The 25,977-nt window shown below is 69.9% G+C and carries 20 protein-coding genes; 12 read left to right on the top strand and 8 right to left on the bottom strand.

From position 1 onward, the window contains the following. The first annotated feature begins 54 nt into the window (after positions 1 to 54). Positions 55 to 1,839 (top strand): gamma-glutamyltransferase family protein, encoded by a 1,785-nt coding sequence (locus tag D9598_RS17390; protein ID WP_198367807.1) that lies wholly within the window; start codon positions 55 to 57, stop codon positions 1,837 to 1,839. Positions 1,840 to 1,856: 17 nt separating this feature from the next. On the opposite strand, the gene D9598_RS17385 is transcribed toward D9598_RS17390, so the two are convergent. Both D9598_RS17385 and D9598_RS17380 read right to left on the bottom strand, forming a co-directional pair. Continuing rightward, on the bottom strand, positions 1,857 to 2,708 hold the full coding sequence (locus tag D9598_RS17385) for a tellurite resistance TerB family protein (RefSeq protein ID WP_232477386.1): 852 nt from the start codon (positions 2,706 to 2,708) through the stop codon (positions 1,857 to 1,859). 48 nt (positions 2,709 to 2,756) lie between these two features. Then, a complete protein-coding gene (locus D9598_RS17380) occupies positions 2,757 to 3,833 on the bottom strand; it encodes an AI-2E family transporter (RefSeq protein ID WP_198367806.1) in 1,077 nt (358 codons plus the stop codon). A 150-nt stretch (positions 3,834 to 3,983) separates the two neighbouring features. On the opposite strand from D9598_RS17380, the gene otnI reads away from it, so the two are divergent. The 3 genes from otnI to D9598_RS17365 all read left to right on the top strand — a co-directional run bounded on the left by otnI (position 3,984) and on the right by D9598_RS17365 (position 6,765). Further along, a complete protein-coding gene (gene otnI / locus D9598_RS17375) occupies positions 3,984 to 4,766 on the top strand; it encodes a 2-oxo-tetronate isomerase (protein WP_198367805.1) in 783 nt (260 codons plus the stop codon). Positions 4,767 to 4,819: 53 nt separating this feature from the next. Beyond that, positions 4,820 to 5,701, top strand: coding sequence for a 2-hydroxy-3-oxopropionate reductase (locus D9598_RS17370; protein WP_198367804.1), 882 nt, complete (start codon positions 4,820 to 4,822; stop codon positions 5,699 to 5,701). Positions 5,702 to 5,889: 188 nt separating this feature from the next. Continuing rightward, a complete protein-coding gene (locus D9598_RS17365) occupies positions 5,890 to 6,765 on the top strand; it encodes a helix-turn-helix domain-containing protein (protein WP_198367803.1) in 876 nt (291 codons plus the stop codon). On the opposite strand, the gene D9598_RS17360 is transcribed toward D9598_RS17365, so the two are convergent. Further along, positions 6,762 to 9,401: a bifunctional acetate--CoA ligase family protein/GNAT family N-acetyltransferase gene (locus D9598_RS17360; protein ID WP_370592070.1), complete on the bottom strand. Its 2,640-nt coding sequence runs from the start codon at positions 9,399 to 9,401 to the stop codon at positions 6,762 to 6,764. The genes D9598_RS17365 and D9598_RS17360 overlap by 4 nt on opposite strands. A 233-nt stretch (positions 9,402 to 9,634) precedes the next feature. On the opposite strand from D9598_RS17360, the gene tkt reads away from it, so the two are divergent. From tkt to D9598_RS17340, 4 genes are all read left to right on the top strand, one after another. Beyond that, entirely contained in the window at positions 9,635 to 11,698 is a 2,064-nt protein-coding gene (gene tkt / locus D9598_RS17355; RefSeq protein WP_198367802.1) for a transketolase, read from the top strand. Positions 11,699 to 11,745: 47 nt separating this feature from the next. Further along, a complete protein-coding gene (gap, locus tag D9598_RS17350) occupies positions 11,746 to 12,765 on the top strand; it encodes a type I glyceraldehyde-3-phosphate dehydrogenase (protein ID WP_198367801.1) in 1,020 nt (339 codons plus the stop codon). A gap of 14 nt (positions 12,766 to 12,779) precedes the next feature. Then, positions 12,780 to 13,976, top strand: coding sequence for a phosphoglycerate kinase (locus tag D9598_RS17345; protein WP_198367800.1), 1,197 nt, complete (start codon positions 12,780 to 12,782; stop codon positions 13,974 to 13,976). A 127-nt stretch (positions 13,977 to 14,103) separates the two neighbouring features. After that, complete coding sequence (locus D9598_RS17340; RefSeq protein WP_198367799.1) at positions 14,104 to 15,537, top strand: NAD-dependent succinate-semialdehyde dehydrogenase; 1,434 nt, start codon at positions 14,104 to 14,106, stop codon at positions 15,535 to 15,537. A gap of 150 nt (positions 15,538 to 15,687) precedes the next feature. Here D9598_RS17340 and D9598_RS17335 read toward each other — a convergent pair whose 3' ends face one another. After that, complete coding sequence (locus D9598_RS17335; RefSeq protein WP_198367798.1) at positions 15,688 to 16,989, bottom strand: hemolysin family protein; 1,302 nt, start codon at positions 16,987 to 16,989, stop codon at positions 15,688 to 15,690. A gap of 153 nt (positions 16,990 to 17,142) precedes the next feature. On the opposite strand from D9598_RS17335, the gene D9598_RS17330 reads away from it, so the two are divergent. Next, positions 17,143 to 18,480 carry a hypothetical protein gene (locus D9598_RS17330; protein ID WP_198367797.1) on the top strand — a complete coding sequence of 446 codons (1,338 nt, stop codon included), beginning with the start codon at positions 17,143 to 17,145 and terminating at the stop codon, positions 18,478 to 18,480. Here D9598_RS17330 and D9598_RS17325 read toward each other — a convergent pair. After that, positions 18,477 to 19,757, bottom strand: coding sequence for an Hsp70 family protein (locus tag D9598_RS17325; RefSeq protein WP_198367796.1), 1,281 nt, complete (start codon positions 19,755 to 19,757; stop codon positions 18,477 to 18,479). The two genes, D9598_RS17330 and D9598_RS17325, sit on opposite strands and share 4 nt — an antisense overlap. 171 nt (positions 19,758 to 19,928) lie before the next feature. Here D9598_RS17325 and D9598_RS17320 point away from each other — a divergent pair, with 171 nt between their 5' ends. The 3 genes from D9598_RS17320 to D9598_RS17310 all read left to right on the top strand — a co-directional run bounded on the left by D9598_RS17320 (position 19,929) and on the right by D9598_RS17310 (position 21,910). Beyond that, the gene (locus tag D9598_RS17320) at positions 19,929 to 20,207 is read left to right on the top strand and encodes a hypothetical protein (protein ID WP_198367795.1); all 279 of its coding nucleotides are present in this window, start codon (positions 19,929 to 19,931) and stop codon (positions 20,205 to 20,207) included. A gap of 141 nt (positions 20,208 to 20,348) precedes the next feature. After that, positions 20,349 to 20,981, top strand: a complete 633-nt coding sequence (locus tag D9598_RS17315; RefSeq protein WP_198367794.1) for a bifunctional 4-hydroxy-2-oxoglutarate aldolase/2-dehydro-3-deoxy-phosphogluconate aldolase — start codon at positions 20,349 to 20,351, stop codon at positions 20,979 to 20,981. Further along, positions 20,978 to 21,910: a sugar kinase gene (locus tag D9598_RS17310; protein ID WP_198367793.1), complete on the top strand. Its 933-nt coding sequence runs from the start codon at positions 20,978 to 20,980 to the stop codon at positions 21,908 to 21,910. Before D9598_RS17315 ends, D9598_RS17310 begins: the two co-directional genes overlap by 4 nt. 32 nt (positions 21,911 to 21,942) lie before the next feature. Here D9598_RS17310 and D9598_RS17305 read toward each other — a convergent pair whose 3' ends face one another. The 3 genes from D9598_RS17305 to D9598_RS17295 are packed head-to-tail and all read right to left on the bottom strand — an operon-like array spanning position 21,943 to position 25,975. Further along, positions 21,943 to 23,433, bottom strand: a complete 1,491-nt coding sequence (locus D9598_RS17305) for a M81 family metallopeptidase (protein WP_198367792.1) — start codon at positions 23,431 to 23,433, stop codon at positions 21,943 to 21,945. A gap of 5 nt (positions 23,434 to 23,438) precedes the next feature. After that, positions 23,439 to 24,689, bottom strand: a complete 1,251-nt coding sequence (locus D9598_RS17300; RefSeq protein WP_198367791.1) for a Zn-dependent hydrolase — start codon at positions 24,687 to 24,689, stop codon at positions 23,439 to 23,441. Beyond that, positions 24,686 to 25,975, bottom strand: a complete 1,290-nt coding sequence (locus tag D9598_RS17295) for an ArgE/DapE family deacylase (protein WP_198367790.1) — start codon at positions 25,973 to 25,975, stop codon at positions 24,686 to 24,688. The genes D9598_RS17300 and D9598_RS17295 overlap by 4 nt, the downstream gene beginning before the upstream one ends. Positions 25,976 to 25,977 lie beyond the last annotated feature (2 nt).

The raw sequence follows: 25,977 nt of genomic DNA, 5'->3' as shown, positions 1-25,977 counted from the left end.
GCGCAGAGACGGCGAGGCAAGCACCCAAGCCCGCCTCGCCGCAGGAGCAGCAGAATGTTCACAACCCGCCCGGAGATCGCCGCCACGTTCGGCGCTGTCGGCAGCACGCACTGGATCGCCAGCCAGGTGGCGATGGCGGTTCTGGAACGCGGCGGCAATGCCTTCGACGCCGCGGCGGCGGCGGGCTTCACCCTTCAGATCGCCGAGCCGCATCTGAACGGCCCCCTCGGAGACTGTCCGATCATCGTCCATGACGCCGCATCGGGGCGGCAATCCGTGATCTGCGGCCAGGGGCCGGCGCCGGAGGCCCTCAGCGTCGCCAGGGTGAAGGGCGAGCTGGGACTCGACCTGATCCCCGGAACCGGCCTTCTGCCCGCCATGGTTCCCGGCGCCTTCGATGCCTGGGCGACCATGCTGCAGAGTTGGGGCAGCTGGAAGCTGGGCGACGTGCTGGACTTCGCCATCGGCTACGCCGAGCGCGGCATCCATTACGTGCCCCGCATCGCCGCGACGGTCGAGAGCGTGCGGCCCCTGTTCGAGCAGGAATGGCCAACCTCCGCCGCCCTGTGGCTACGGGACGGCGGGCCGCGCGCCGGCCAGCTCTGGCGCAACCCCACGCTGGCCGAGACGTACCGGCGCGTGGTGCGGGAGGCGGAAGCCGCCGGCGGCGACCGCGTCGCGCAGATCGAGGCGGCGCGACGCGCCTGGTACCAGGGCTTCGTCGCCGAGGCCATCGACGCCTTCTGCCGCCGGACGGAGGTGCTGGACGCCTCCGGCCGCCGCCATGCCGGGCTTCTCACCGGCCAGGACATGGCACGCTGGCGTGCGCCGGTGGAAGCGCCGCTGGCCTATTACTATCGCGGCGTCACCGTGCTCAAATGCGGCCCCTGGAGCCAGGGTCCCGCCATGCTGCAGACCCTGGCCATCCTGGCGGGCTTCGACCTGGCGGGAATGGACCCCCTGGGGGTGGAGTATGTCCATACGGTTGTCGAGGCCATGAAGCTCGGCTTCGCCGATCGGGAAGCCTACTACGGCGACCCCGACTTCACGGACGTGCCGATGGCGGAGCTCCTGTCGGAACCGTACAGCCAGCGCCGCCGCGGCCTGATCGGCCGGCAGGCCTCCCTGGAGCTCCGGCCGGGCTGCATCCCGGGGCACCGGGCCTGGGTGGACCATGACGCGGCCCGGCGCGCGCAGAAGCTCTCCGAGGTTGCCGGCGTCGGCGAGCCCACGGTGTCGCGCCTCGGCGTCAGCGGCGCGGACACCTGCCATGTCGATGTCATCGATCGCTGGGGCAATATGGTGTCCGCCACGCCCTCCGGCGGCTGGCTGCAATCGTCTCCCGCTATCCCGGAGCTCGGCTGCTGCCTGGGAACGCGGGGGCAGATGTTCTGGCTCGACGAAAGCCTGCCGAACGGATTGAGGCCGGGCAAGCGGCCCCGGACCACGCTCTCACCCGGCATGGCCCTGCGCGACGGGCGGCCCTGGATGGCCTTCGGCACACCGGGCGGCGAGCAGCAGGATCAATGGCAGCCCATCATGCTCACCCGCATGATCGACCACGGCCTCACGATCCAGCAGGCGATCGACGCCCCCTCCTTCCATACCGAGCACTGGCCGTCGAGCTTCTGGCCGCGCGTCGCCCGCCCCGGGAAGGTGGTGCTGGAAGGGCGCTTCGATGCCGCGGTGCTGAAGGATCTGAAGGCGCGGGGCCATCTGGCCGAGATGGGCGGGGAATGGTCGGAAGGACGGCTGTCCGCCGTGCGGCGCGAGCCGGACGGACAGATCTTCGCGGGGGCGAACCCTCGTGGCATGCAGGGCTACGCCGTGGGCCGATGACCCACGGCGCCGCGTGGCTAGCCTTGCAGCGTGACCGTCACCTGATGATCGAGATGCGCGGCCAAGTCCGGGGGAAGCCTCAAGGCCACCGCTAACGCGTCCAGATAAGCGCGCTCCTGAGGCGATTCGGCATCGACGACGATGCGCGAGGCCACGTAGAGCTGTGATGCCTGCTCCTCGCTGCCGGCCGCCTTTGCGACGGTGGCTGGGCTCAGGTCGGATGCCATCAGCTCGGCGAGGAACTGCTGGGCCTCGACATCCATGCCGCCTTCCGACATCTGGCCCAGGATCTGCGCGCGCTCCTGCTCGTCCAGATGCCCATCCGCCTTGGCGGCTGCGACCATGGCGCGGATGACCGCGAACTCGAAAGGCTGGCCATCGGTGGCGGGGGCCGCGGAGGGCAGGAAGCGGGGATCCACCTCAGCCAGTTGCTGTGGCGCCAGGGGCGTGGAGGATTGCGCCGCCCGGCCCTGCTGCCAGGCCTGAAAGGCACGGCTGGCCAGGGCACCGAGCACCATCGGGCCCAGCGTGGCCAGCAGGCCGCCGGAGCGACCCCGTCGGCCCCGGCCCAGGAGCATGCCGAGCAGCCCGCCCATGGCGGCGCCTCCGAGGCCACCACCGCCAAAACCCGCGCCCGGAAAGCCCGAGCCGCCTCGCGCGGGGGGCGGGCCACCCTGTCCGGGGAAGGTCTGTCCCGGGGCCGACTGTCCTTGCGGAGCCTGCGGTCCGCCGCCACCCAGGGCGGCACGCGCGGCGTCGATCAGACTGCCGAAATCGCCGCCGCCGGCCCGAGGGTTCGAGGGGTTCGCCTGTCCGCCGGATCGGCCGGCGCCCAGGAATTGCTCGAGAAGGATTTTCGGATCGATCATGAAGCGACAGTTCGGTACGCCGCCTCGGAGAGACAAGACACAGGCGCGTCAACGCAGCGTCTGCGGCTCCTCCTCCGCCCAGTCGCGCAGAAGGGTGAAGCCCACCGCGAGCAGCACCGGCCCGAGGAACAACCCGAGGAAGCCGAAGGCGAAGATGCCCCCCAGTGCACCGAGGATGGTGAGAAGCAGCGGCAGGTCGGCGCCGCGACTGATCAGCCAGGGTCGGATGACATTGTCCACGCTGCTGATGCCACCCGCGCCGTAGATCAGCAGGAAGAGGCCCCAGCCGGTCGAGCCCTGGCTGAACAGCCACAGCGCGGCCGGCAACCAGACGACCGGCGCGCCGATCGGCAGGATGGAGATGAGCCCCGCCACCACGCCGAGCAGCACCGGCTGCGGCACGCCGGAAATCCAGAGCCCGAAGCCGGTGAGCACGCCCTGCGCCACCGCCGTGCCCAGCAGCCCGTAGACCACGCCGAGCGTGACATTGGCGGTGAGCTGCACCAGGCGTCGCGCCTGGGCACCGGCCATGCGGACGATCACCGCCTCCAGCCCGGCGGCCATGCGCGGGCCGTCCCGGTAGAAGAAAAAGGAGAGCAGGATCGCCAGGACCAGCTCCGCGAGGCCCGACAGCACCGCCAGCAGGAGGCCGAGTGCCTGCTGCGCGATGACGCCGGCATAGGGCTGGAGCAGATTGGTGAGCGGGGTGAAGTCGAGTTGCAGGGAGTCCCACTGCCGTCCCAGGAACTCGCCGATGATCGGGATCTGCGCCAGCTTGCCGCCGAGGCTGGGCAGGCCGCTGGCGATGAAGCCGTCGATCGCCTGACGAAGGCTCTCCACGTCCTCGGCGCGGATCGGCGCGGCGAAAAGGATCGGCAGGCCCAGGAGCAGCATCTCGATCGTCACCATGACCAGGGCGGCCAGCGAGGGCCGCAGATGCAGCCTGTCCCGCAGGGTCCGATAGGCGGGCCAGGTGCAGAAGGCCAGGATCGCCGCCCAGAGCAGGGCCGAGACGAATGGCCTCAGGACCATCAGGCACCCCCCGAGCAGAGTCAGGAGTGCCGCCAACCCGAGCAGGCGGGCGGGCTTGAGGCCGTGCTGGTCCGGCGAGGATGAAAGGGACATGCGGGAAATCTGCCCGACCTGCAGCGGTTCTGCCAGCGCCCTCCTGAACGCATGGGGGTCCGGGGGCTTGCACTCGGCGACAGGCCGACTAGCGTGGCCCGCCTGAGGAACGCACCCGCCCGGGCGGGTGACCAGCCGAGGTCCCGCCGCATGCCACGCTTCGCCGCCAACCTCTCCATGATGTTCCAGGAGCTGCCGTTCCTCGAACGGTTCGAAGCGGCGCGTCGGGGCGGCTTCGAGGCGGTCGAGTTTCTCTTTCCCTATGATTTTCCGGCCGCCGAGATCGCGCGCAGGCTTCAGGACAATGGCCTCCGCCAGGTGCTCTTCAACGCGCCGCCGGGCGATTGGCAGGGCGGTGAGCGCGGGATGGCCGCCATTCCCGGCCGGGAAGCGGAATTCCGCGACGCGATCCGGAAGGCCCTGGACTATGCCGCGGCGCTGTCCTGCCCCCGCCTGCACGTCATGGCCGGCCTCGTGCCGGAGGGCGTATCCCGGGAAGCCATGGCGGCCAGCTATGCCGTGAACCTGCACTGGGCGGCGGAGGAATGCGCCAAGGCGGGGGTGAAGCCCGTGATCGAGCCCATCAACCAGAGGGATATTCCAGGCTTCTTCCTGCGCGACACTAATCAGGCCGCCGCGATCATCGGCAGCCTGGGGCCGGATCGCATCGGCCTGCAGTTCGATCTCTATCATTGCCAGATTACCGAGGGCGACATCGTCAGGCGCGTGGAGAAGCACCTTCCGCTCATCGCGCATATGCAGGTGGCCGACGTGCCCGGGCGGAACGAGCCGGGCACCGGCGAGGTCAACTGGCCCTACGTCTTTGAGCGCATCGACGCGCTCGGCTATCGCGGCTGGATCGGCTGCGAATACCGGCCCCGGGGCGACACCCTGGAAGGACTGTCCTGGTTCGCGCCCTACCGCCCGCGCTGACGCGCCGGGCGCCGCCACGGACATCCCAATCGTAACGCGGAGGAGTTCCCATCATGAAAATCGGTTTCATCGGCCTCGGCATCATGGGGCGGCCCATGGCGCTGCACCTGAAGCAGGCTGGCCACGACCTCGTCGTTCCCGATCGCAAGAGCCTTGCCGCTGAGATCCGGGAGGCCGCGACGGTCGTGCCGAGCCCGGCTGCGGTGGCCCGCGAGGCCGAGGCGATCATCCTGATGGTGCCGGACACGCCGGATGTCGAGGCGGTGCTGTTCGGGCAGGATGGCGTGGCCGAGGGACTCTCCGCCGGCAAGCTGGTGATCGACATGAGTTCGATCAGCCCGACCGACACCAAGACCTTCGCCCGCAAGATCAACGCCGCCGGCTGCGAGTATCTCGACGCGCCGGTTTCCGGTGGCGAGGTGGGGGCCCGGCAGGCCTCGCTCACCATCATGGTGGGCGGTCCGCAGCAGGCCTTCGACAAGGCCTTGCCGCTGTTCCAGGCGATGGGAAAGAACATCACCCTGGTGGGCACGGAGAACGGCGCCGGGCAGACCTGCAAGGTCGCCAACCAGATTGTTGTGGCGCTGACCATCGAGGCCGTGGCCGAGGCCCTGGTCTTCGCCAGCAAGGCGGGCGCGGATCCGGCGAAGGTCCGGCAGGCGTTGATGGGCGGCCTCGCCACATCCCGCATCCTGGAACTGCACGGTGAACGGATGATCACGCGCAGCTTCGATCCGGGCTTCCGCATCCGCCTGCATCAGAAGGATCTGAACCTGGCCCTGCAATCGGCGCGGGCGCTGGGCGTCGCGCTGCCGAACACGGCCTCCACCCAGCAACTTTTCTCCGCCTGCGCGGCGGCCGGCGGCGAGGACTGGGATCATTCAGGGCTGGTGCAGGCGCTGGAACGGCTCGCCCAGCACAAGGTCAACGACTAAGACGGTCCGGGCGCGGTGCCGGAGGGGAATTTTAACCGCTCTCGCTCTCGGGATGAGAGTCTGGACCAATTCTGGCAATTCTTTGATTGCCTTGTGGCGCGTCTCCACGCATTTTCGGAAACAAAGCCGCCGGGCGAGATTCTCGCTCTGCGAAAGATTCGTCACGGTTGATATCGACAAGAGGTGCCATGCGATTCGCCGATATCGGCCAGCAGTTGCGGGCCTACCGCCTGGAATCAGGCCTACGCGCGGAGGAAATCGCGGCGCGGCTCGGCGTGTCACGCGCCGCGCTCTATCGCTATGAAAAAGGCGAGGTCATCAAGCTCGACACCATCCGCCGGTTGGCGGAGCTGCTGAAGATCTCGCCGCTCTCCCTGCTGGGCATCGGCGTCGAATATTTCTCCCGACCGATCGCCTTCCAGGAGCGGTTGCGCCAGGTGGAGGAGCAGTCCGACCAGATCCTGCAGGTCGGCGGCGCCTTCTGCTATCAGACGACGACGGAAGCCTTCGATGGCGCCCTCGCCGAGGCCTGGGCGGAAGCCGCTGACGGCTCCTCCGAGCGGGTGGCGGCCAGGGCCGCCGCGGATCAGGCCATGGGCCTGCTCGCCGCGCGCAAGAAGCTGCACCAGTCGCGCCGCGCGAATATCATCTCCATGTTGTCCGAAGGGGCGATCAGGCGCTTCCTCGCCGAGGGCGTCGCGGCGGGGATGGCCGTGTCGGAACGCACGCGGACCCGCTGCCGCCTCGCCGCGCGGACCGAGGTGGAGAGCATCGCCTCCCTGATGGAAAGCGTGCCGATCGGCCTGCAGCTCGGCCTGCTGTCCATGGAACCCGCGGGTGGCTTCATGGTCCTGCGGGGCCGCGACCGGGCGCATGTCTGCACCAGCCCCTTCGCCGCGGATGTGACCTCCAGCGCGGCGATCGGTGTCGGCACCATCACGGCGGCGGATGAAGCGGTCTCGGTGCATCAGCGGGTCGCCGAGTCTGCCTGGCGCAACGCGCTGAAGGGGCCCGCGGCGGCCAGCCGCGTGCGGGACCTGATCCGGGAAAGCGGCCCGCGCTAGGACGGGCGGAGGTCAAGGATCGCATCCATGACCTCCTCATCCTCCGCGGATCGGCGCAGGGTGAAGCCGAGGGCGCGCACGAAGCCGAGCATCGGCTGATTGCCCACCAGCACCTGCCCGACGATGCGTTCCAGGGCATGGTCGCGCGCCCATTCCATCAGCCGTTCCATCAACTGCCGGCCAAGTCCCTGCCCTTTCCAGGCCGGCAGGGTGACAACCGCGAACTCGCCCTGGCGCAGACCGGGCTCGCGGATCAGGCGCGCGACGCCGACCGTACGCGGAACGCCGCCCTCAGGCGTTTCCACCGCCACGAAGGCCATTTCACGATCGTAGTCGATCTGCGTCATGCGGGCTATCTGCGCGGCGGGCAGCTCCTTCAACTGGCTGAAGAAGCGCCAGCGGACATCCTCGGGGGCGAGGTTGCGGAAGGCTTCCGCATGGGCGGCCGCGTCCTCCGGGCGGATCGGCCGGATGACCACCTGGCGCCCGTCCCGCGCGGTCCAGGGGCGTGACAGCTCGGCCGGATAGGGTGGCACGGCCAGTTGCGAGACCACGCCCGGTGCGCGCAGCCGCCCTGAGGCGTCCAGCGCCAGGATGCCCTCATCCCCGGCCAGCAGGGGGTTGATGATCAGTCCCTCGATCTCCGGGAAATCGATGGCCATCTGGGAGACCCGCACCAGCGTATCGGCCACCGCTGCCAGATCGACGGAGGCATGGTCGCGGAAGCCTTCCAGCAGGCGGACGCTCCGGGTGCGCCGGATCTGCGCCAGCGCCAGGGTCCGGTTGAGCGGCGGCAGATCGAAGGCCACGTCAGGCTCGAAATCCGAGGCGGTGCCGCCACGGCCGTAGCCGATGAAGGGGCCGAACATGGCGTCATCGCCCAGCCGGATCCGCAACTCGTGGCTGCGCCGGCGCCCGCTCATGGCCTGGCGCTGCACCAGGAAGCCATCCAGCCGCGCATCGGGCCGCTGCGCGCGGATGTTCCGCAGCATGCCGGCCGCGGCCTGCCGGAGGCTCGACACGTCCTTGATGCCAAGGACCACGCCGCCCACCTCGGTCTTGCGCGGCAGATCCGGGGAGAGCGCCTTCAGCACCACGGGAAAGCCCATGCGCATGGCCGCCTCGATGGCCTCCTCGACGCTGGCCACCGCCTTTCCAGGGATGACCGGAATGCCATAGGCGCTCAGCAGGCTCAGCGCCTGGGCCTCGTTGAAGTCCAGCCGGCCGTCGCTTCGCATCCGCTCGATCAGCGACCGTGCGGCCTGGCGGTCCGGCACCACCTCGAGGACCTCGCGCGGTGGCAGCTCGGCGGCCGCGGCGCGGTTGCGGCGGTCCGTCGCAAGATGCAGGGCGCCGCGGATCGCGGCCTCGGGCGTCGGAAAGACGGCGATACCCTGCTGCCCGAGGCGCTGCTGGGCCACATCGGCACCGGCCCGGCCGAGCCAGGACACCAGGATCGGCGCGCCCCGCGTCGCCTTGCAGGCGGCCGCCAGCAGTCCGGCGGTGATCTCGCCATCCTGCAGGGGTGCCGGGGCGTGGATGGCGACCACCGAGTCCACGCCCTGCAGCGCCGCCACCAGGCTCGCTGCCTCGCCGAGGCGGTGACTGTCCTCCGGGGGCAGCAACAGGGGATTGCCGGAACTGGCGCTGGGCAGCGCCAGGCGAAGGGCGGCGGCATCGCTCTCCGTCCATTCGGCGAGCCGGGCTCCGCCCCGGAGGGCGTCGTCCGCGGCCAGCTGCGCCGGTCCCTGGCCATTGGCCACGATGGCGATGCGGTTGCCGGGCAGCGCATCCTTGCCGCGCCGCACGACCGAGCGAAGGCGCGCCAGCGTCTCCGCCGCGGACAGCAGGTCCTCCAGCCCGGAGACGCGCAGGACGCCGGCGCGGCGCAGCGCCGCCTCCATGACGGCATCCGCCGTCCCGCTCGCATCGGACTGCCGGCCGCCGGGCCGGATGGCGACGACGGGCCGGGTCCGCGCCGTGGCGCGCGCGGCGGAGATGAACATCCTGCGGTTCTTGATGCGGCGGAGATCCAGCAGCACCGCGCCGGCCTCCGGGTCCCGAGCCAGCCAGTCGAGCGAGAGCGCGAAGCCGAGGCCCTGGTTCGTGCCGATGCCGACAATATGGGAGAAACCCAGCTCCTCCCCGTCCGCCCAGTCGATGATGGCGCGGGCCATGGCCGAGGACTGGCAGAGCAGCGCCAGGCGTCCGGGACGGGGCGGCAGGTGGGACAGGCTGGCGTTCAGCCCGATCGAGGGGAGACAGAGGCCGAAGCTATGGCCGCCCAGCGCCCGCATGCCCGTCGCCTCGCAGAGTTCGGCGAGGTCGGGCGAGGCGACCGGAATGACGGCGGCGAAGCAGCCCAGCCGGGCCAGGCTCGCCATGGCCTCCCGCTGCGCCTCGGGGGGGAGGCAGATCACGGCCAGGTCGGGAACCTCGGGCAGGGATTCGATGTCCGGCGCCGCGAGCAGGCCCGGCGCCTCGATGCCGATGGCGTGGATGCGCCCCTCGAAGCCTCCGGCGGCCAGATTGGCGGCCAGGATGGCGGCCTCCGGCAAGGCGGGGTCCGCGACCAGCACCACGCAGGCCGGCCTGAAGAGAGCGGTCTCGCGGAAGCCCGGCTTATGGCGCGTCACGGGAAAAGGCAGCTTCATGGTGGAGGAAGGTGGCAACTTCGCCGCCGGCTCGCAACGCCCGGCTCCGGGAAGTTCCGCGCGCCGGCGGCAGGCATGCGAGAGGAAGGCTGGCCGGGTGGGCCTCGCCGGGCTATGGGCAGCCGCAACCCCGACGAATCAGCCGGACTGGCGGAGCTGGGACGGGGCGGTGCCAGCGGGTTGCCGCGCCGTAATCTCAGCCTTATAGCCGTCCGATGCCAGAGAGGTTCTCCACCTTGGCCAGTATCGCTCCCCTCCCCGATCCCTCCGGCAACCCCGCTCTGGCGGCGCAGGACCGCATCCTGGCACTGCCATGCACCGAGACGCGGCGCATGGCGGACGCCATCCGGGTGCTGGCGATCGATGCCGTGGAACAGGCCAAGTCCGGCCATCCCGGCATGCCTCTGGGCATGGCGGACGCGGCGACGGTCCTGTTCAGCAAGTTCCTGAAGTATGACGCCGCCGATCCGACCTGGCCGGACCGGGACCGCTTCGTGCTGTCCGCCGGGCATGGCTCCATGCTGCTCTATGCCTGGCTGCACCTGTCCGGCCATGCCGGCATGGGCATCGAGGATCTGAAGCGGTTCCGCCAGCTGCATTCCGTGGCCGCGGGCCATCCGGAGTATGGCGAGCACCCCGCCATCGAGACCACCACCGGGCCGCTGGGCCAGGGCCTGGCCAATGCGGTGGGCATGGCGCTGGCGGAGCGGCACCTCGCCGTCCGGTTCGGCCGCAGCCTCGTGGACCACAGGACCTGGGTGATCGCGGGCGACGGATGCCTGATGGAGGGCATCAGCCACGAGGCCGCCGCCATCGCGGGCCACTTCAGGCTCTCCAAGCTGACGGTGCTCTGGGACGATAACGGCATCTGCATCGACGGCGATGTCCGCATGGCCTCCTCGGAGGATGTGCTGAAGCGCTTCCAGGCCTATGGCTGGGCGGTGCGGCGCGTCGATGGACACGACGCCGCTGCCGTCGAGAAGGCGCTCGAGGCCGCGACGCGCAGCCGCAAGCCCACCATCATCGCCTGCCGCACCATCATCGGCTTCTCCGCCCCCACCAAGGCGGGCACGGCGGGCAGTCATGGCGCCGCCCTCGGCAGCGCGGAGGCCGCCGCCGCCAAGGAGGCCCTGGGCTGGAGCAGCCCGCCCTTCGAGATCCCGGCCGATATCAAGTCCGCCTGGGAAGCCGCGGGGCGGCGCTCCGCCGGCACCCGCCGGTCCTGGCTGAAGCGGCTGGCCAACCATCAGCAGAAGGCCGAGTTCGAGCGGGCCATGGCCGGCCGGCTGCCGGAAGGCTGGCACGAGGCCAGCGCGGCCTTCCGCCAGCGCATCGCCGAGGAGAAGCCGAAGGCGGCCACCCGCGTGTCGAGCCAGAAGACCCTGGAGGTGCTGGTGCCGGCCATTCCGGAGATGATCGGCGGCTCGGCCGATCTCACCGGCTCCAACAACACCAACGTCAAGGGTGTGCCGGTCCTGTCGCCGGACAATCTGGGCGGCCGCTACATCCATTGGGGCATCCGCGAGCACGGCATGGCCGCGGCGATGAACGGCATGGCGCTGCATGGCGGGGTCATCCCCTATGGCGGAACCTTCCTGGTCTTCGCCGATTACTTGCGGCCCGCGTTGCGCCTCGCCGCCCTGATGCGCACCCGCGTCATCCACGTGCTGACGCATGACAGCATCGGCCTGGGAGAGGACGGGCCGACGCACCAGCCGGTGGAGACCCTGGCTTCTCTGCGGGCGATCCCGAACCTCTGCGTCTTCCGCCCCGCCGATGCGATGGAGACGGCGGAGTGCTGGGACCTGGCCATCCAGCGCACGGACGGACCCTCGGTGCTGGCGCTGTCGCGGCAGAACCTTCCCGCCCTGCGCGGCGAGGCGGGCGAGAACCGCTGCGCCCGCGGCGGATATGTGCTGGCCGAGGCCGAGGGGCCGCGCCGCGCCACGCTGGTGGCGACGGGGTCCGAGGTGCATCTGGCGATGGCCGCGCGCGAGACGCTGCAGGCCGAGGGGGTGCCGACCGCGGTGGTCTCCCTGCCCTGCTGGGAGCTTTTCGCGTTGCAGGATGAGGGCTACCGTGGCGCCGTGCTTGGCGAGGCGCCGCGGATCGGCGTCGAGGCCGCGCTGGACTTCGGCTGGCAGCGCTGGCTGGGCGCGGACGCAACCTTTGTGGGCATGACGGGGTTCGGCGCCTCGGCACCCGCGGACGATCTCTTCCGCCACTTCGGCATCACGGTCGAGGCGGTGGTATCGGCAGTCCGGCGCAAGCTGGCCTGAAACGCAGCGTTCAAGACCACTTTTCACAGAGACGAGGGAAACACACCATGGCTGTTAAGGTCGCGATCAACGGCTTCGGACGCATCGGGCGGCTGGTGCTGCGCGCCATCGTGGAAAGCGGTCGCAGCGATGTCGAGGTTGTCGCCATCAATGACCTCGGCAGTGTCGAGGCCAATGCCCACCTCTTCCGCTACGACAGCGTGCACGGCGTGTTCCCCGGCGAGGTCGGCGTCGAGGGCAACGCCATCACCATCAAGCACAACGGCCGCGTCTACGGCCCCATCAAGGTCAGCGCGGAACGCGATCCGACCAAGGTGCCGTACCAGGGCGTCGATGTGGCGCTGGAATGCACGGGCCTCTTCACCAAGCGGGATTCGGCGGCGCAGCTGCTGCAGGCCGGCGCCCGCAAGGTGCTGATCTCCGCCCCCGGCGACGGTGTCGATGCCACCATCGTCTATGGCGTGAACCACAAGACGCTGACCAAGGATCACGTCATCGTCTCCAACGCCTCCTGCACCACCAACTGCCTGGCTCCGGTGGCCAAGGTGCTGCATGAGAAGTTCGGCATCCTGCGCGGCTACATGGTCACCATCCACGCCTATACCGGCGACCAGCGCACCGTGGACACGCTGCACAAGGATCTACACCGCGCCCGTGCCGCGGCGGTTTCCGCCATTCCGACCTCGACCGGCGCGGCCAAGGCCGTCGGCCTGGTGCTGCCCGAGCTGAAGGGCAAGCTGGACGGCACCGCCATCCGCATCCCGACCCCGAACGTCTCCCTCGTCTCCCTGGACTTCGTCCCGGCCAAGACCGAAGGGCTGACGAAGGAGGCCGTCAACGAGGTGATGAAGGCCGCCGCCGAGGGCGAGCTGAAGGGCATCCTCGGCTACAACACGGCGCCGCTGGTCTCCATCGACTTCAACCACAACCCGCATTCCTCGACCTTCGACGCGACGCAGACGCAGGTGGTCGATGGCGGGCTGGTCCGCGTGATGTCCTGGTACGACAACGAGTGGGGCTTCTCCAACCGCATGTCGGACACCGCCGCCCTCCTCGGCAGCCTCTGAGGGATCGGCACGGCATGGCCCGCTTCCGCACCCTCGACCAGCTGGATGCCGCCGGGAAGCGGGTCCTGCTGCGTGCCGACCTGAACCTGCCGGTGCGCGACGGCAAGATCACCGACCGCACGCGCATCGAGCGCCTGGTGCCCACCATCCGCGAGCTGGCGGAGAAGGGTGCCCGGGTCATCGTCTGCAGCCACTTCGACCGCCCGAAGGCAAAGCGGGTGCCGGAGATGTCGCTGAAGCCGATGGCCGAGGCGCTGTCCGAGGCCCTCGGCAAGCCGGTCGCCTTCGCCGACGACTGCATCGGCGCCGACGCCGAGAAGGCCGTCGCGGCGCTCGGCGATGGCGAGGTTCTCGTCCTCGAGAACACGCGCTTCCATGCCGGGGAGGAGAAGAACGACCCGGCCATGGCCGAGGCCCTGGCGAAGCTGGCGGATGTCTTCGTCAACGACGCCTTCTCCGCCGCGCATCGCGCTCATGCCAGCACCGAGGGCGTCGCGCACAGGCTGCCCTCCTACGCCGGCCGCCTGATGCAGGCGGAGCTGGAGGCGCTGGATGCGGCGCTCGGCACTCCGGCGCGGCCGGTGATGGCGATCGTCGGCGGCGCCAAGGTTTCCACCAAGCTCGACCTGCTCGGCAACCTGTCGAGGAAGGTGGATGTGCTGGTGATCGGTGGCGCCATGGCGAACACCTTCCTGGCCGCGCAGGGCAAGCCCATGGGCAAGTCCCTGCAGGAGGCGGAGATGCACGAGACGGCGCTCCGCATCCTCGACGAGGCCAAGGCGGCCGGATGCGAGGTGCTGCTCCCTGTCGACCTGGTGGTGGCGGAGGCCTTCGCCGCCAACGCGCCGCATCGTACCGTATCGGTCGACGCGGTGCCGGCGGGGATGATGGCGCTGGATGTCGGGCCGGACACGGTCGCTTCCGTCGAGGCACGGCTGAAGCGCGCCTCGACCCTGGTCTGGAACGGCCCCTTCGGCGCCTTCGAGATCCCGCCCTTCGATACGGCGACCGTGCAGGTGGCGCAGGCGGCGGCCGCACTGACGACCTCCGCCGGGCTCAAGACCATCGGCGGCGGCGGGGACACGGTGTCAGCGCTGCGCCACGCCGGCGTGGCCGAGAGGATGACCTACGTCTCCTCGGCCGGGGGCGCGTTCCTCGAGTGGCTGGAGGGCAAGACCCTGCCAGGTGTTGCGGTACTCGAGGCCGCATGATGGAACGGGCCCCTCCCTGGAGGGGCCCTTCTTCGTTGTGCCGGGCAAAAAGCTGCGGCGCCGGGGTGGCACAGGTCACGGCATGGCGCCACATTCGGACCAGGTTAGACTCCGAGGAGACGCTTCGATGAATCATGACGTCCTGCTTCATATCGACGGCCAGTGGCGCCCGGCGACGGGCGGCCGCACCATTCCGGTGCTGAACCCCGCGACCGAGGAGCAGATCGGCACGGTGCCGCATGCGACGGAGACCGATCTGGACGAGGCGCTGGCCGCGGCCGAGCGCGGCTTTGCCACCTGGCGACGCGTCTCCGCCTTCGATCGCTCCAAGCTGATGCGCAAGGCCGCCGATCTGCTTCGCAGCCGCGCCGACGACATCGCCCGGCTGATGACCATGGAGCAGGGCAAGCCGCTGCCGGAAGCCCGGATGGAGGTCCTGGCCGGCGCGGACACCATCGACTGGTTCGCCGAGGAGGCGCGCCGCGCCTATGGCCGCGTCATTCCGGCACGGGCGCAGGGCGTGTACCAGTTGGTCATCAAGGAGCCGGTGGGTCCGGTCGCGGCCTTCACGCCCTGGAACTTCCCGATCAATCAGGTGGTGCGCAAGCTGTCCGCGGCGCTGGCCACCGGATGCTCGATCATCATCAAGGCGCCGGAAGAGACCCCAGCCTCGCCCGCCGAGCTGATCCGCTGCTTCCTGGATGCGGGCCTGCCGAAGGGCGTGGTCGGACTGGTCTATGGCGTGCCCGCCGAGATCTCCTCCTACCTCATCCCCCATCCGACCATCCGCAAGGTGACCTTCACCGGCTCCACGCCGGTGGGCAAGCACCTGGCCGAGATGGCGGGGAAGCACATGAAGCGCGCGACGATGGAGCTGGGCGGCCACGCGCCGGCCATCGTCTTCGACGACGCCGATGTCGATCTCGCCAGCAAGACGCTCGCCGGCAGCAAGTTCCGCAATGCCGGCCAGGTCTGTGTCTCTCCGACGCGCTTCCTGGTGCAGGAGAAGGTCTTCGATCAGTTCGTCGACAAGTTCGTCGCCCACGCCAAGGCGGTGAAGGTCGGCAACGGCCTTGAGGACGGCGTGACCATGGGCCCGCTGGCCAATGACCGGCGCATTCCCTCGATCGATGCTCTGGTGGCCGATGCCCGTCAGAAGGGTGCCGAGGTCCGCACCGGCGGCAACCGGATTAGCAACAAGGGCTATTTCTACGAACCCACCGTGGTCACCGGCCTGACGCGCGAGATGCGGGCGATGAACGAGGAGCCGTTCGGCCCGCTGGCGCTGATGGTCCCGTTCAAGGACTTCGACGAAGTGGTGGAGGAAGCCAATCGCCTCCCCTACGGTCTGGCGGCCTATGCCTTCACCCGCTCCGCGAAGACGGCGAACGCCATCGCCGCCGAGGTGGAGAGCGGCATGATGACCATCAACCACCTTGGCCTGGCGCTTCCCGAGGTGCCCTTCGGCGGCATCAAGGATAGCGGCTATGGCTCCGAGGGCGGCTCGGAGGCGATCGAGGCCTATCTGATCACCAAGTTCGTCTCGCAGGCGGGGCTCTAAGCACCCTGGTGAACGGGCGCCCGGCGCAGCGCCGCTAGGCTCCTTCCTCGGGCATTTTCCGTTCGCACTGGCTCACGGAAAACGCTCCAGCTGTTTGTTTTTGCCAGCATCTTCACCCGATCCGGTGCTTCCACCGGATCGGGATCTGCTCTAGGAGCCGGTCGCCTGCTCCCGCTGCGCCAGGACCTTGTCGATCCGGCGCCCGTCCATATCGATGATTTCGAACCGCCAGCCGGACCAGACGATGCGGTCCCCCTCGCGCGGGACTCTCTGCAGCAGGGAGAGCATCAGCCCCGCCACGGTGTGATAGCTGCCCTCGGACGGCAGCTCCGGCAGGTCGAGGCGTGCGCGCAGCTCGTCGCTGGGCATCATTCCGTCCAGCAGCAGGCTGCCATCATGCCGCTCGACGGCGCCGCCGGTCGTCGGCACGGCCTCGACGCCCAGTTCGCCGACGATGGCCTCCAGGAGATCGGAAGCCGTCACCACGCCTTCGAAGCTGCCATACTCGTCCATCACCAGGGCGATGCCGAGACGGTCGCTCCGCAGGCGGGCCAGGGCGTCCAGGGCGGAAAGATTGTCCGGCAGGATCATGGGATGGCGCAGCGCCTCGGCGGTCGAAAGCGGCTGGCCGGAGAGCAGCTGGTCCAGCAGGTCCTTGGCCGCCACCACGCCGACGACATTGTCGATCCGGCCGTCGGCCACCACCAACCGCGTCACCGAGCTGGAGCGCAGGCGGGTAGCCATCTCCTCCGCCGTCGCCGTGCGGTCGATCCAGTCCACTTCCGTCCTGGGCGTCATCAGGGCGCGCACCGGCTTGTCGGCGAGACGGAGAACGCGCTCGATCATGTGGCGTTCCTCGGTCTCCAGCGCTCCCGCCTCCGCGCCCTCGGCCACGGCGGCCTTGACCTCCTCCTCGGTGATCGTCGAGGACACCGGCCGGGAGGCGCCCAGCAGGCCCAGCACCAGCGCGGAGGATCGGGATAGCAGCCAGACCATCGGCGCGGCGATGCGTGACAGCAGCAGCATGGGCGGGGCGACCAGTGTTGCGACGGCCTCTGGATTGCGCAGGGCCAGTTGCTTGGGAACCAGTTCGCCGAGAATCAGGGACAGGTAGGTGATGCCGAGCACCACGACGCCCAGGGCGATCTGCGCGGCATAGGCCTCCAGCCCCGGGACCAGGGCGAGGACGCCGGCGAAGCGCTGGGCCAGGCCCTGACCCGCGAAGGCGCCGGCCAGGACACCCACCAGGGTGATGCCCACCTGCACCGTCGGCAGGAAGCGCTGGGGGTCCTCGGCCAGCGCGAGGGCCGCGGTCGCCCCCGCCTTTCCTCCCCGCTGCATGCCGAGCAGCCGGACCCGACGGGCGGAAACGATCGCCAGCTCGCTCATGGCGAAGATGCCGTTCAGCAGCACCAGCAGCAGAATCACGAGTATTTCTAGCGCGGCTTCCATGGCAGGCCATCCTTCGTCTCGGCACAGGGGTTTACCTGCTGGGGACAGGCGGGTCACGCGGCGCCGGCCCTATTCCGGCCATCAACTGAACCCGCCTTCGCCGCAACCGGAGGGGATAAGAGCTGAGAAGCATGCGCCTGGACCGGTTCCGCCATGAAGATCAGCCTTGTCCTGCCGATGGTCCCTTCGGGGTCTCTCACCGCCGCCGTGCCCGCCGACCGGAGCACCCGCCGTGGCCGGGGCGCCTGGATGCTGCGCGGTGCGACGCTGCTCCAGGCGCTGGCCTGGTCGGGGGTGTCGGCGGGCTGGGCGGCGGCCGCGGTCGCCACGATGGCGATCCTGCTTCCACGCTGGGTCGCGCCGCTGCCGGCGGGCCGCCGTGGCCTTGCCCTGCTCGTGTCGCTCCAGGGACTGGCCGCCGTCCTGGGATTCGCGGTGCTGCAGGCGGGAGCGGGTGCGCTGGGATCGCTGCTCCTGTTGCTGTACGCCCCGATGGTTGTGCCGCTGGCCACCGTGCTGCGGGCCCGTCTCGCGCCGGATCGGCCCGTTTCATCCGTGCCGGTGCCCTCCCCCATCCCCAGGGGCGCGAGGCTTCCCCGTATCTCCCTTCACCTGCTGATCCGGGATGCTTCCGGCCCGGAGGTCCGTTCCACGCTGAACTGGCTGGCCACCCTTCCCTCCTCGTCCTGCGAGGTGCTGGTGGTCGATTCCAGTGGCAGCCCGGCGGCCTGGGAGCCCGTGGCGGAGCACTGCGCGCGGTTAAGGCATTGCCGGTTCTTCCATCTGGGGCCGGTCGATGCGGCACAGAGCCGCGCCTTCGCCCGCGCGGAGACCCATCCCGACGCCGAATGGATCGGATTGATCCGACCCGGAGCCGCCGGCGGGGCCGAATGGTGGCCACAGGCCGTGGCTAGGCTGGCGGAGCCTGATTGCGGAGTGCTGCACACCGTCGAGAGGCGTCATCCGGATCTTCCGCGGCTCCAGGAACTGGAGGCCGCCGGCGCCCTTCCCTGGCTCGAAGGCCTCTCCCTGGTCCGGCGCGACGCGCTCGACATGGCCGCTGGCGCGGCCGCGTCCGATGATGAAGCGGCGCTACGCCCGCTGCTGTTCCGGCAGGGCTGGCGGGCCCTGCTTCTGACGCAGGATTGCCACCGGCCGCAGCCATGCCGGACGACCCTGCGGCGTGAGGCGCGGCGTCTAGCGACACTCTGGCAGCGTCATGGCGATGCGCTGTCTGATGTGTCGGATCCCGCTTTCACGCCGGAGCAGCGGAGGCAACTGCTGGGCGAGGCCTCCGCTGTCCTCCTTCAGGGCTGGGCCTGGGTGGCGGGGCTGTCGCTGCCGCTGGGGCTGATCGTCGCTCCATCCGGCTGGCGGCCGGAGGAGACATTGGTGGCGCTTGCGATCCTCGGCGGCCTGGCGGCGGCAGGGCGCCCGGCGGTCTGCCTGGCGCGAGCGCCCTGGCGCGATGATCCGGCTACGCGCCGCTAGATCGCTCCGTTCTCGGCACCGATCAGCGCCAGTCCCTCGGCCACGGAGACGAACTCCCCGCCATGGGCGATTTGGTCGGCGCCGAACCGCGCTTCGAAAATGCGGCGAATGGCGGGGACGAGCGAGGAGCCGCCGGTCAGAAAGACACGGTCGATGGCGTCCTCCTGCAGCCCGGCCCGCTCCAGCGCCTCGCTGACCGTCGCGCCGATCCGCCGCAACTCGGGCGCGATCCATGCTTCGAAGTCCGCCTGCCGGACGGTTTCGTCCAGTTCGAAGTCCTCGTGCCGGAAGCGCAGCACGGCACTGTCCTGCGCCGAGAGGCTGGCCTTCACCTCCGATACCGCACGGTAGAGGGCATAGCCGGCCTCGTCCTCCACCAGCCGCAGCAGATGCATCAGCCGCTCCGGATGATCGGCGTTGCGGGCCACCTCGGCAATCTCCCGCATGGTCTTGGGAGCCCGCATCAGCGAGAGCCGGTGCCAGTGCGCGAAGCTGCTGAAGAAACTGGGTGGCACCGGCAGGGCGGTGCCCAGGATGCGGTAATGGTCGCCCTTGCCCAGGCGGGGCGACACGACATTGTCGATGATGCGATAGTCCAGCGCATCGCCGGCGATTCCAAGCCCCGCATGGCCGAGCGCGGTCACCCGCCGCCGCTCCCCCGGCTCGAAGCGGAGGATGGAGAAGTCGCTGGTGCCGCCACCAAAATCGCCAATCAGGACATTGGCAGGCTCATCCAGCCCTGCGGCGAAGCGATAGCCCGCCGCTTCCGGCTCCAGGGCCAGGTCCACCTGGCTCCATCCCGCCGCCTGAAACGCGGACCGAAGGCGCCGCTCCGCCAGGGCGTCATCCGCCGTCTCACCCACGAAGTGGACCGGACGCCCGGCGATCACCCTCGCCCGGAGCAGATCGCGGCCGGCGGGAAGGCTGGCGAGCAACGCGCGCAGGAAGAGCGAAATCAGCGTCTCCAGCGTCAGGGCCTGCCCGAAGACCCTGGTCTCGGTGAAGTTGCGGCTGGCCAGATAGCTCTTCATGGACATGATGAGGCGGCAGCCGAGGGGGTCATCCAGATAGGCCTCGATGGCCGCCGGCCCCGCGGCATGCTCGAGCCGGCCACGGCCGGCGCCGCTCTCCTCCATCCAGAAGCAGATCAGCGAGCGGAAGGTCTCGGCCTCGCGGGATCCCATGGCGAAGCGGAGGCTCTCGACCGATCCATCCGGCCGGTGCAGGGCGATGACGCTATTGGTCGTGCCGAAGTCGATGCCGATGATGTCGGTCATGGCGGGCGCCCTGTGCCGTGAAGGGCCGGGCGTTAGAGCAGATCGGCGCGGGAATGGAAACAACCCGCATCGCGGGGCAGTTAACGATTTTCCCACAGGCTTTACTTCGTATCATCCCGCGAGACGTCTAAGCCTGCCTTGTCGTCAACAGTTGATTAAGCAGGCAACCCCATGGCGGAAAGCGGCCTCCTCGACTTCCCTCGAACGGATTCCAACCGGTTGCGGCTGGCATTGCGCCGGCTGGAAGGTGCTCTGGCGGAGCAAAAGGCGGCCGTCTCGGCGTTCCGCTCCGAGGTCGGCCGGCTGCGCGAGTCCACCCTCTCCCTCCACAGGAGCGTCTCGTCCTACCAGGATGGCCTCACCGAGGTCATGGGTCGCGTGGAGGATGCCCGGATCGCGGCGCGGCATCTGGAGCGCTCGGCGCAGGATCTGGCGGCCCAGGCAGGCTAGGTGCCGCCGTTCCGGCGGTCGTGCCTTCCGCCAGGCGGCGCTTCACCTCCGCGTCCCGGGCCGTTAGCCTGATGGAAAGGCAGCTGCCGGCGCGGTAACCCCACGGCGCCCGGTGTCGGCCGGCAAGCAGGATATGAGCCCGTGGCACCGCATCCTCTGATCGAGACCTTCCGCAAGGCCCGCATCGTGCCCGTGGTGCGGACCAGCACCGCGGCCCATGCCGCGCTGGCGGCATCCTGGCTGAAGGATGCGGGGGTCACCATCTTCGAGATCACACTGACCATTCCCGATGCGCTCTCCGTCATCCGTGACCTGGCCGCCGATCCGGGCCTGCTGGTCGGCGCCGGCACGGTGCCTGATGCCGCCTCGGCGGAGGCCTGCCTGGCGGCAGGCGCGCGTTTCCTGGTCTCGCCCTGGGTCGACCCCGCGCTGGCGGCACCGGCGCGCGCGGCGGGCGCCTGCCTCATGATGGGCGCCATGACACCGACCGAGGTCCGCGCCGCCCTGAAGGCCGGCGCGGATGTGGTCAAGATCTTTCCTGCCTCCTCGGCCGGCGGGCCGGGCCATATCCGCTCGCTCCGGGCCGTGTTCCCCGATGTGGCCTTCTGCCCCACCGGCGGTGTGGATGCCCGCAATGCCGGTGACTACATCGCGGCCGGAGCGGCCTTCGTGGGCATCGGCGGCAAGCTGGTCGATGAGGCAGCCATCGCCGCCGGAAACCGTGCCGCCGTCGAGGCCGCGGCGCGCGAGGCCCTGGGGATCAAGCAGGCATGAGCGGCGCCGATCTTCTCTGCATGGGGGAACCCATGCTGGAGTTCAATCAGAGCCGGAAGGACGCGCAGGGCCGGCCGCTCTACCTGGAAGGGCACGGCGGCGATACCTCCAACGCCGCCATCGCGGCGGCGCGGGCCGGGGCCAGCGCCGGCTACATCACGGCCATCGGGCAGGATACGCCGGGCGACAGTTTCATGGCGCTCTGGGCGTCCGAAGGCGTGGACACCGGCACGGTGGAGCGGCGCGGGGACGCCCCCACCGGGATCTACTTCGTGACTCACGGCGAGGCCGGCCATCAGTTCACCTTCTACCGCCGTGACAGCGCCGCCAGCCGCATGACCCCGGAGAGCGTGCCGGAGGATGCCATCCGACGGGCGCGGATCCTGCACCTTTCCGGCATCAGCCAGGCGATCTCGACCAGCGCCTGCGACGCCTGCTTCCGGGCCATCGAGATCGCCCGCGATGCCGGCGTCATCATATCCTACGACACCAACCTCCGCCGGGCGCTGTGGCCTCTGCCAAGGGCGCGCGCCATCATGCACGCCGCGCTCGGCATGGCCGACATCGCCCTGCCGAGCGAGGAGGACGCCGTCGCGCTGACCGGGCTGACGGAGCCGGACGCCATCGCCGACTTCTATCTGAAGCTCGCGCCCCTGGTAGTGCTGAAGCTCGGCCGGCGCGGCGTCATGGTCGCGACGTCGGAGCGCCGCGTCATCCTGCCCGGCCGTCAGGTGGAAGCGGTGGACGCAACGGGAGCCGGCGACACCTTCGCCGGCAACTTCCTGGCGCGACGCCTTCTCGGGGACACGGCGGAGGAAGCCGCGGGCTATGCCAATGCCGCCGCGGCCCTGGCGACCACCGGTTACGGCGCGGTGGCCCCCATGCCCGGTCAGGAAGCCGTCCGCGCCTTCATGAACCAGGCCGGCTGAGAAGCCGGCCCGGCTTGGTTCCCGTCACCCCGTCACTGGGCCGGACCCAGTGGCCTGCGCCGGACGCCGGGGCGGACGTGCTGGAACGGCAGGGAGGATGGATCCGCGACAACCGGGCCCGGCGCCGCGACGACGATGACCTTCTCCGCGATGGGCTGGAAGTCCGCGCGGAAGTGCACGCTGCTCTTCAACGCCAGGATCTTCTCGCGCGCCGGCTCCACGCCGAGGTGACGGAACAGGGCCTGGTCATGGGCCTGCATCTTGCGGCTGACCACCACCACCCGCACCCGCCCGATGGCGATCAGCGCGGAGGGGCCCAGATTCGCGGGATTTCCGGCGCTCATCGGACCCGTGCAGGTGAAACGACCATCCGACAGACGCAGCACCCGGGCCTGTGCCTCGAAGGGGGCGCCATCCGACTTTCCGCCCAGCCTGAGCGCGAGTTCCGCGCCCTTACCCGCCGCATGGCAGAGCGCGGCGCTTTCGGCATCGTTGATCAGGCCGAGAACCGCATCCGCATCCTGGTGCACCAGTTCCGCCAGCAGGCCCGTGGTGTCGCCATGTCCGCCGCCTCCCGGATTGTCCTGGGTGTCGGCCAGGACCACGGGCCGGCTGGCCGACACGGCCAGGGCACGGGCCTCGGCGACACCCTCCGCGGCAGGAACGGCAGCGCCGGCAAATTCCGCCTCCCGCTCCGCCAGGCAGGCCAGCAGGGCCTCGGCGGCGGCATCGGCGGCATTCTGATCCGTCGCGTAGCAGGCCAGCGCTACGCCGCAATCGCGGAAATCCGCATAGGGAAAGCCGAAGCAGAAGGCGAGTTCGACAACACCCTCACGCTGCGACAAGGCGGTCCGGCGCTCCATGACGCCCCGCATCGGCTCGACCAGCGTGCATTGCGTGGTGAGCGGCATCCAGTAGTCGAGCTGCCGGTAGGCCCGGGCAAAGGGAGCGCCATGCCCGATGCGCCGCAACAGCAGCGCGAGCGCACGTTCCCCCGCCGCCTTCATGTCGACATGGGGGTAGGTGCGGAACGGCACCAGGACATCGGCCATCTCGACCATCCGGGCCGTCAGATTGCAGTGCGGGTCGAGGCTGGCCGCGACCGGGATGTCCGGCCCGACGACGGCGCGGACCCGGCGCAGCAACTCGCCCTCGGCATCGGGATAGCCTTCCGCGACCATGGCGCCGTGCAGGTCGAGATACACCCCGTCCAGCGGCGCGGCCTCCATGGCCGAAGCCAGATCGGCGACGATGCAGGCGCTGATCCGCTCGAAAGCCTCCTCCGTCACGGGCCCGGCCGGATTGGCGAAGGCCCAGGCCAGCGGCACGATCTCGGCCCCCTCGCCCTCCGCGCGGGCGATCGCGCCGGCGGCGGGCACGGAGGTCGGGCGCAGCGCATCCGGCAGGCCCGCGCCACGCTGGAACGGGGGGAAGCCGCCCGGCTGCTGAAAGTCTGCCCAGGCGGTCGATCTCGGCGCGAAGGAATGGCTTTCATGCAGGAAGCCACCGATGGCGATGCGCATGCTCCTCACTCCTCCCGCACCGGCCGGGCGGTGGCCAGCACCGCATCCGCCAGAACCACGAGCCCGGCTTCGGCCCATTCGGGCGAGATGGCCTCAGCCTCGTTGTGACTCACGCCGCCCTCGCAGGGGACGAAGATCATGGCGGTCGGAACCCGCCGCGCCACATAGACGGCATCGTGCCCGATTCCTGTGGGCATGGTCCTGAAGGGCAGGCCACGGCCGGCCGCGGCCTGGCGCAGTCTGTCCACCAACGCCGGGTCGAACGGTATCAGCGGGGATTCCCAGAAGAGATCGACCCGCGCGGAGACCTGGCGGGCGGCCGAGATCTCCTCCGCGCGCCTCCGCACCGCCTCGCTCATGGCCGACAGCGCGGCGGGATCGCCATGCCGCAGATCCACGCTGAACCAGATGCGCGACGGCACGACATTCCGGCTGTCCGGCGAGACCAGCAGGCGGCCGACGGTGGCGCGGCCATCTCCGCCGGCCTCCAGCGCGATCTCCTCGACAGCCTGAATGAGTTGCGCCGCGGCCATCATGGCGTCCCGGCGCGGTCCCATGGCCGAGCCGGCATGCGCCTCCTCGCCCTCCACGGTGACATCGAGCCAGATCTGCCCCAGCGCCTTGTCGACCACACCGACGGGAATGCCCTCCGCCTCGAGCAGCGGACCCTGCTCGATGTGCAATTCGAAATAGGCGCCGAGGCGTTGCAGGGACCGGGGATCCTCCTCCCCCCGCCAGCCGATCCGCCGCAGTTCCTCACCGAAGATGGCGCCGGACGGGTCGCTCTTGGCCAGCACCTCCTCCTCGGAGAACAACCCCATCGCGACACCGCTGCCCATCATCGGTGGCGAGAAGCGCGCCCCTTCCTCATTCGTCCAGTTGATCAGGACGACCGGCGCCTGGGTTTCGATCCCCGCCTCGTGCAGGGCCCGTAGCACCTCGAGCCCGGCCAGCACGCCCAGCACACCGTCGAACCGGCCGCCCGTAGGCTGCGTGTCGAGATGGCTTCCCATGGCCACGGCCGGCAGGGACGGCTCGCGCCCTTCCCGCCGCACCACCATGTTCCCCACCCGGTCGAGCGTGACGCTGCAGCCGATCTCCCCGGCCCAGCGCCGCAGCAGCGCCCGCCCCTCGCCGTCCAGATCGGTCAGGGTCTGGCGGTTGCAGCCGCCCTTGGGCGTCGCGCCGATGCGTGCCATCTGCATGAGACTGTCCCACAAGCGAGAGCCGGAGACCGGCAGGTTGCCCGCGCTCATGCCTTCTCCACCCCGCACCATTCGGCCATGGTCAGCGCGATGGTGCGCGTGATGGCATGGAAGCTCTCCAGCCCGACACTTTCGTCGATGCCATGGATGGCATCCGCGTCCGGGCCGAAGCAGGCCACGGGCGTGCCCTGGTAGAGCGTGAAGAAACGCCCGTCGGTCAGGCCCGAGGCCGGATAGTCGCGCAGTTCGCGGCCCGCCACGTCGATGAAGTTGCGGCGCGCCATCTGCACGATGGGGGCCTGCTGATCGAAGATGCAGGGATCGGCCATGAAGCCGCCGAACTCCAGCGTGAGCCGCGCCCCTCTGAGCCTCTCGTCGCTCGCGGCCTCCGCCACGATCCGCTCGATCTCGGCCTTCACGCGGGCGGCCGTGTTGCCCACCATGATGCCGACCCGGAGGCCGATCCGCGCCCGCGTCGGCACGGAGCTGTTCCACTCGCCGCCCTGCACGGTTCCGAAGTTCACGTTGACCGGGTGATTGACGCCAAAGAAGGAGGAATGGACGTTCTCGGCCCGGTTGGCCTCGGCCTCGTAGTCCTTGAAGTGCTGGGCGACGACATAGGCCGCCTCGATGGCGTTCACGCCCGCCTGCATCTCGCGGACATGCGTCGGGCGGCCCGTGACGACGACCCAGGCCCAGATCACGCCGACCTCGGCGGTATAGATGCCCTCGATGCCGGGCCCCGGCTCGGGGATGATGACGGCATCGCACTTCGGCAGCGCCTGCATGCAGGCCAGGGCGCCGTTGCCCGTGCATTCCTCCTCGATGACGGAATGGAACTGGACCTCGGCGGCCGGTCGAAGCCCCGCGAGCTGCAGCGCGCGGAAGGCCATCACGTTGGAGATGTCGCCGGCCTTCATGTCTCCGGCGCCGCGGCCATACATGCGGCCGCCCCGGATGGTGGGCTCATAGGGCGGCGTGGTCCAGAGATCAGGTGCGCCTTCCGGAACGACGTCGACATGGCCCTGAAGGACCAGGCTGCGTCCCTTGCGCTCCCGCGGCCTGTGGACCGCCACGACATTGTCGCGCCCCTCATAGGAGATCAGCGGGGGCGAGAAGCCGGGATGCGCCGCCAGCTCCGCCGGCACCGTCGGCACGCGGACCGGCTCCAGGCCGAGGGTGGCGTAGTTCCGGGCCATCTCCTCCAGGGCGGAGGCCTCGTTGCCCAAGGTCGAGGGGCAGCGGACGAGGCGTTCCAGCGCGGCGATGGCCTCCCCCTCCAGGGTCTTGACGGCGTCGAGGATGGCGCGGCGGGCGCCGGGATCGAGGGTCGACATGA

The sequence above is a fragment of the Roseomonas sp. KE0001 genome (genome assembly GCF_016107285.1).
Classification (GTDB): domain Bacteria; phylum Pseudomonadota; class Alphaproteobacteria; order Acetobacterales; family Acetobacteraceae; genus Pseudoroseomonas.
This window is presented reverse-complemented; position numbering and strand designations above follow the sequence as displayed.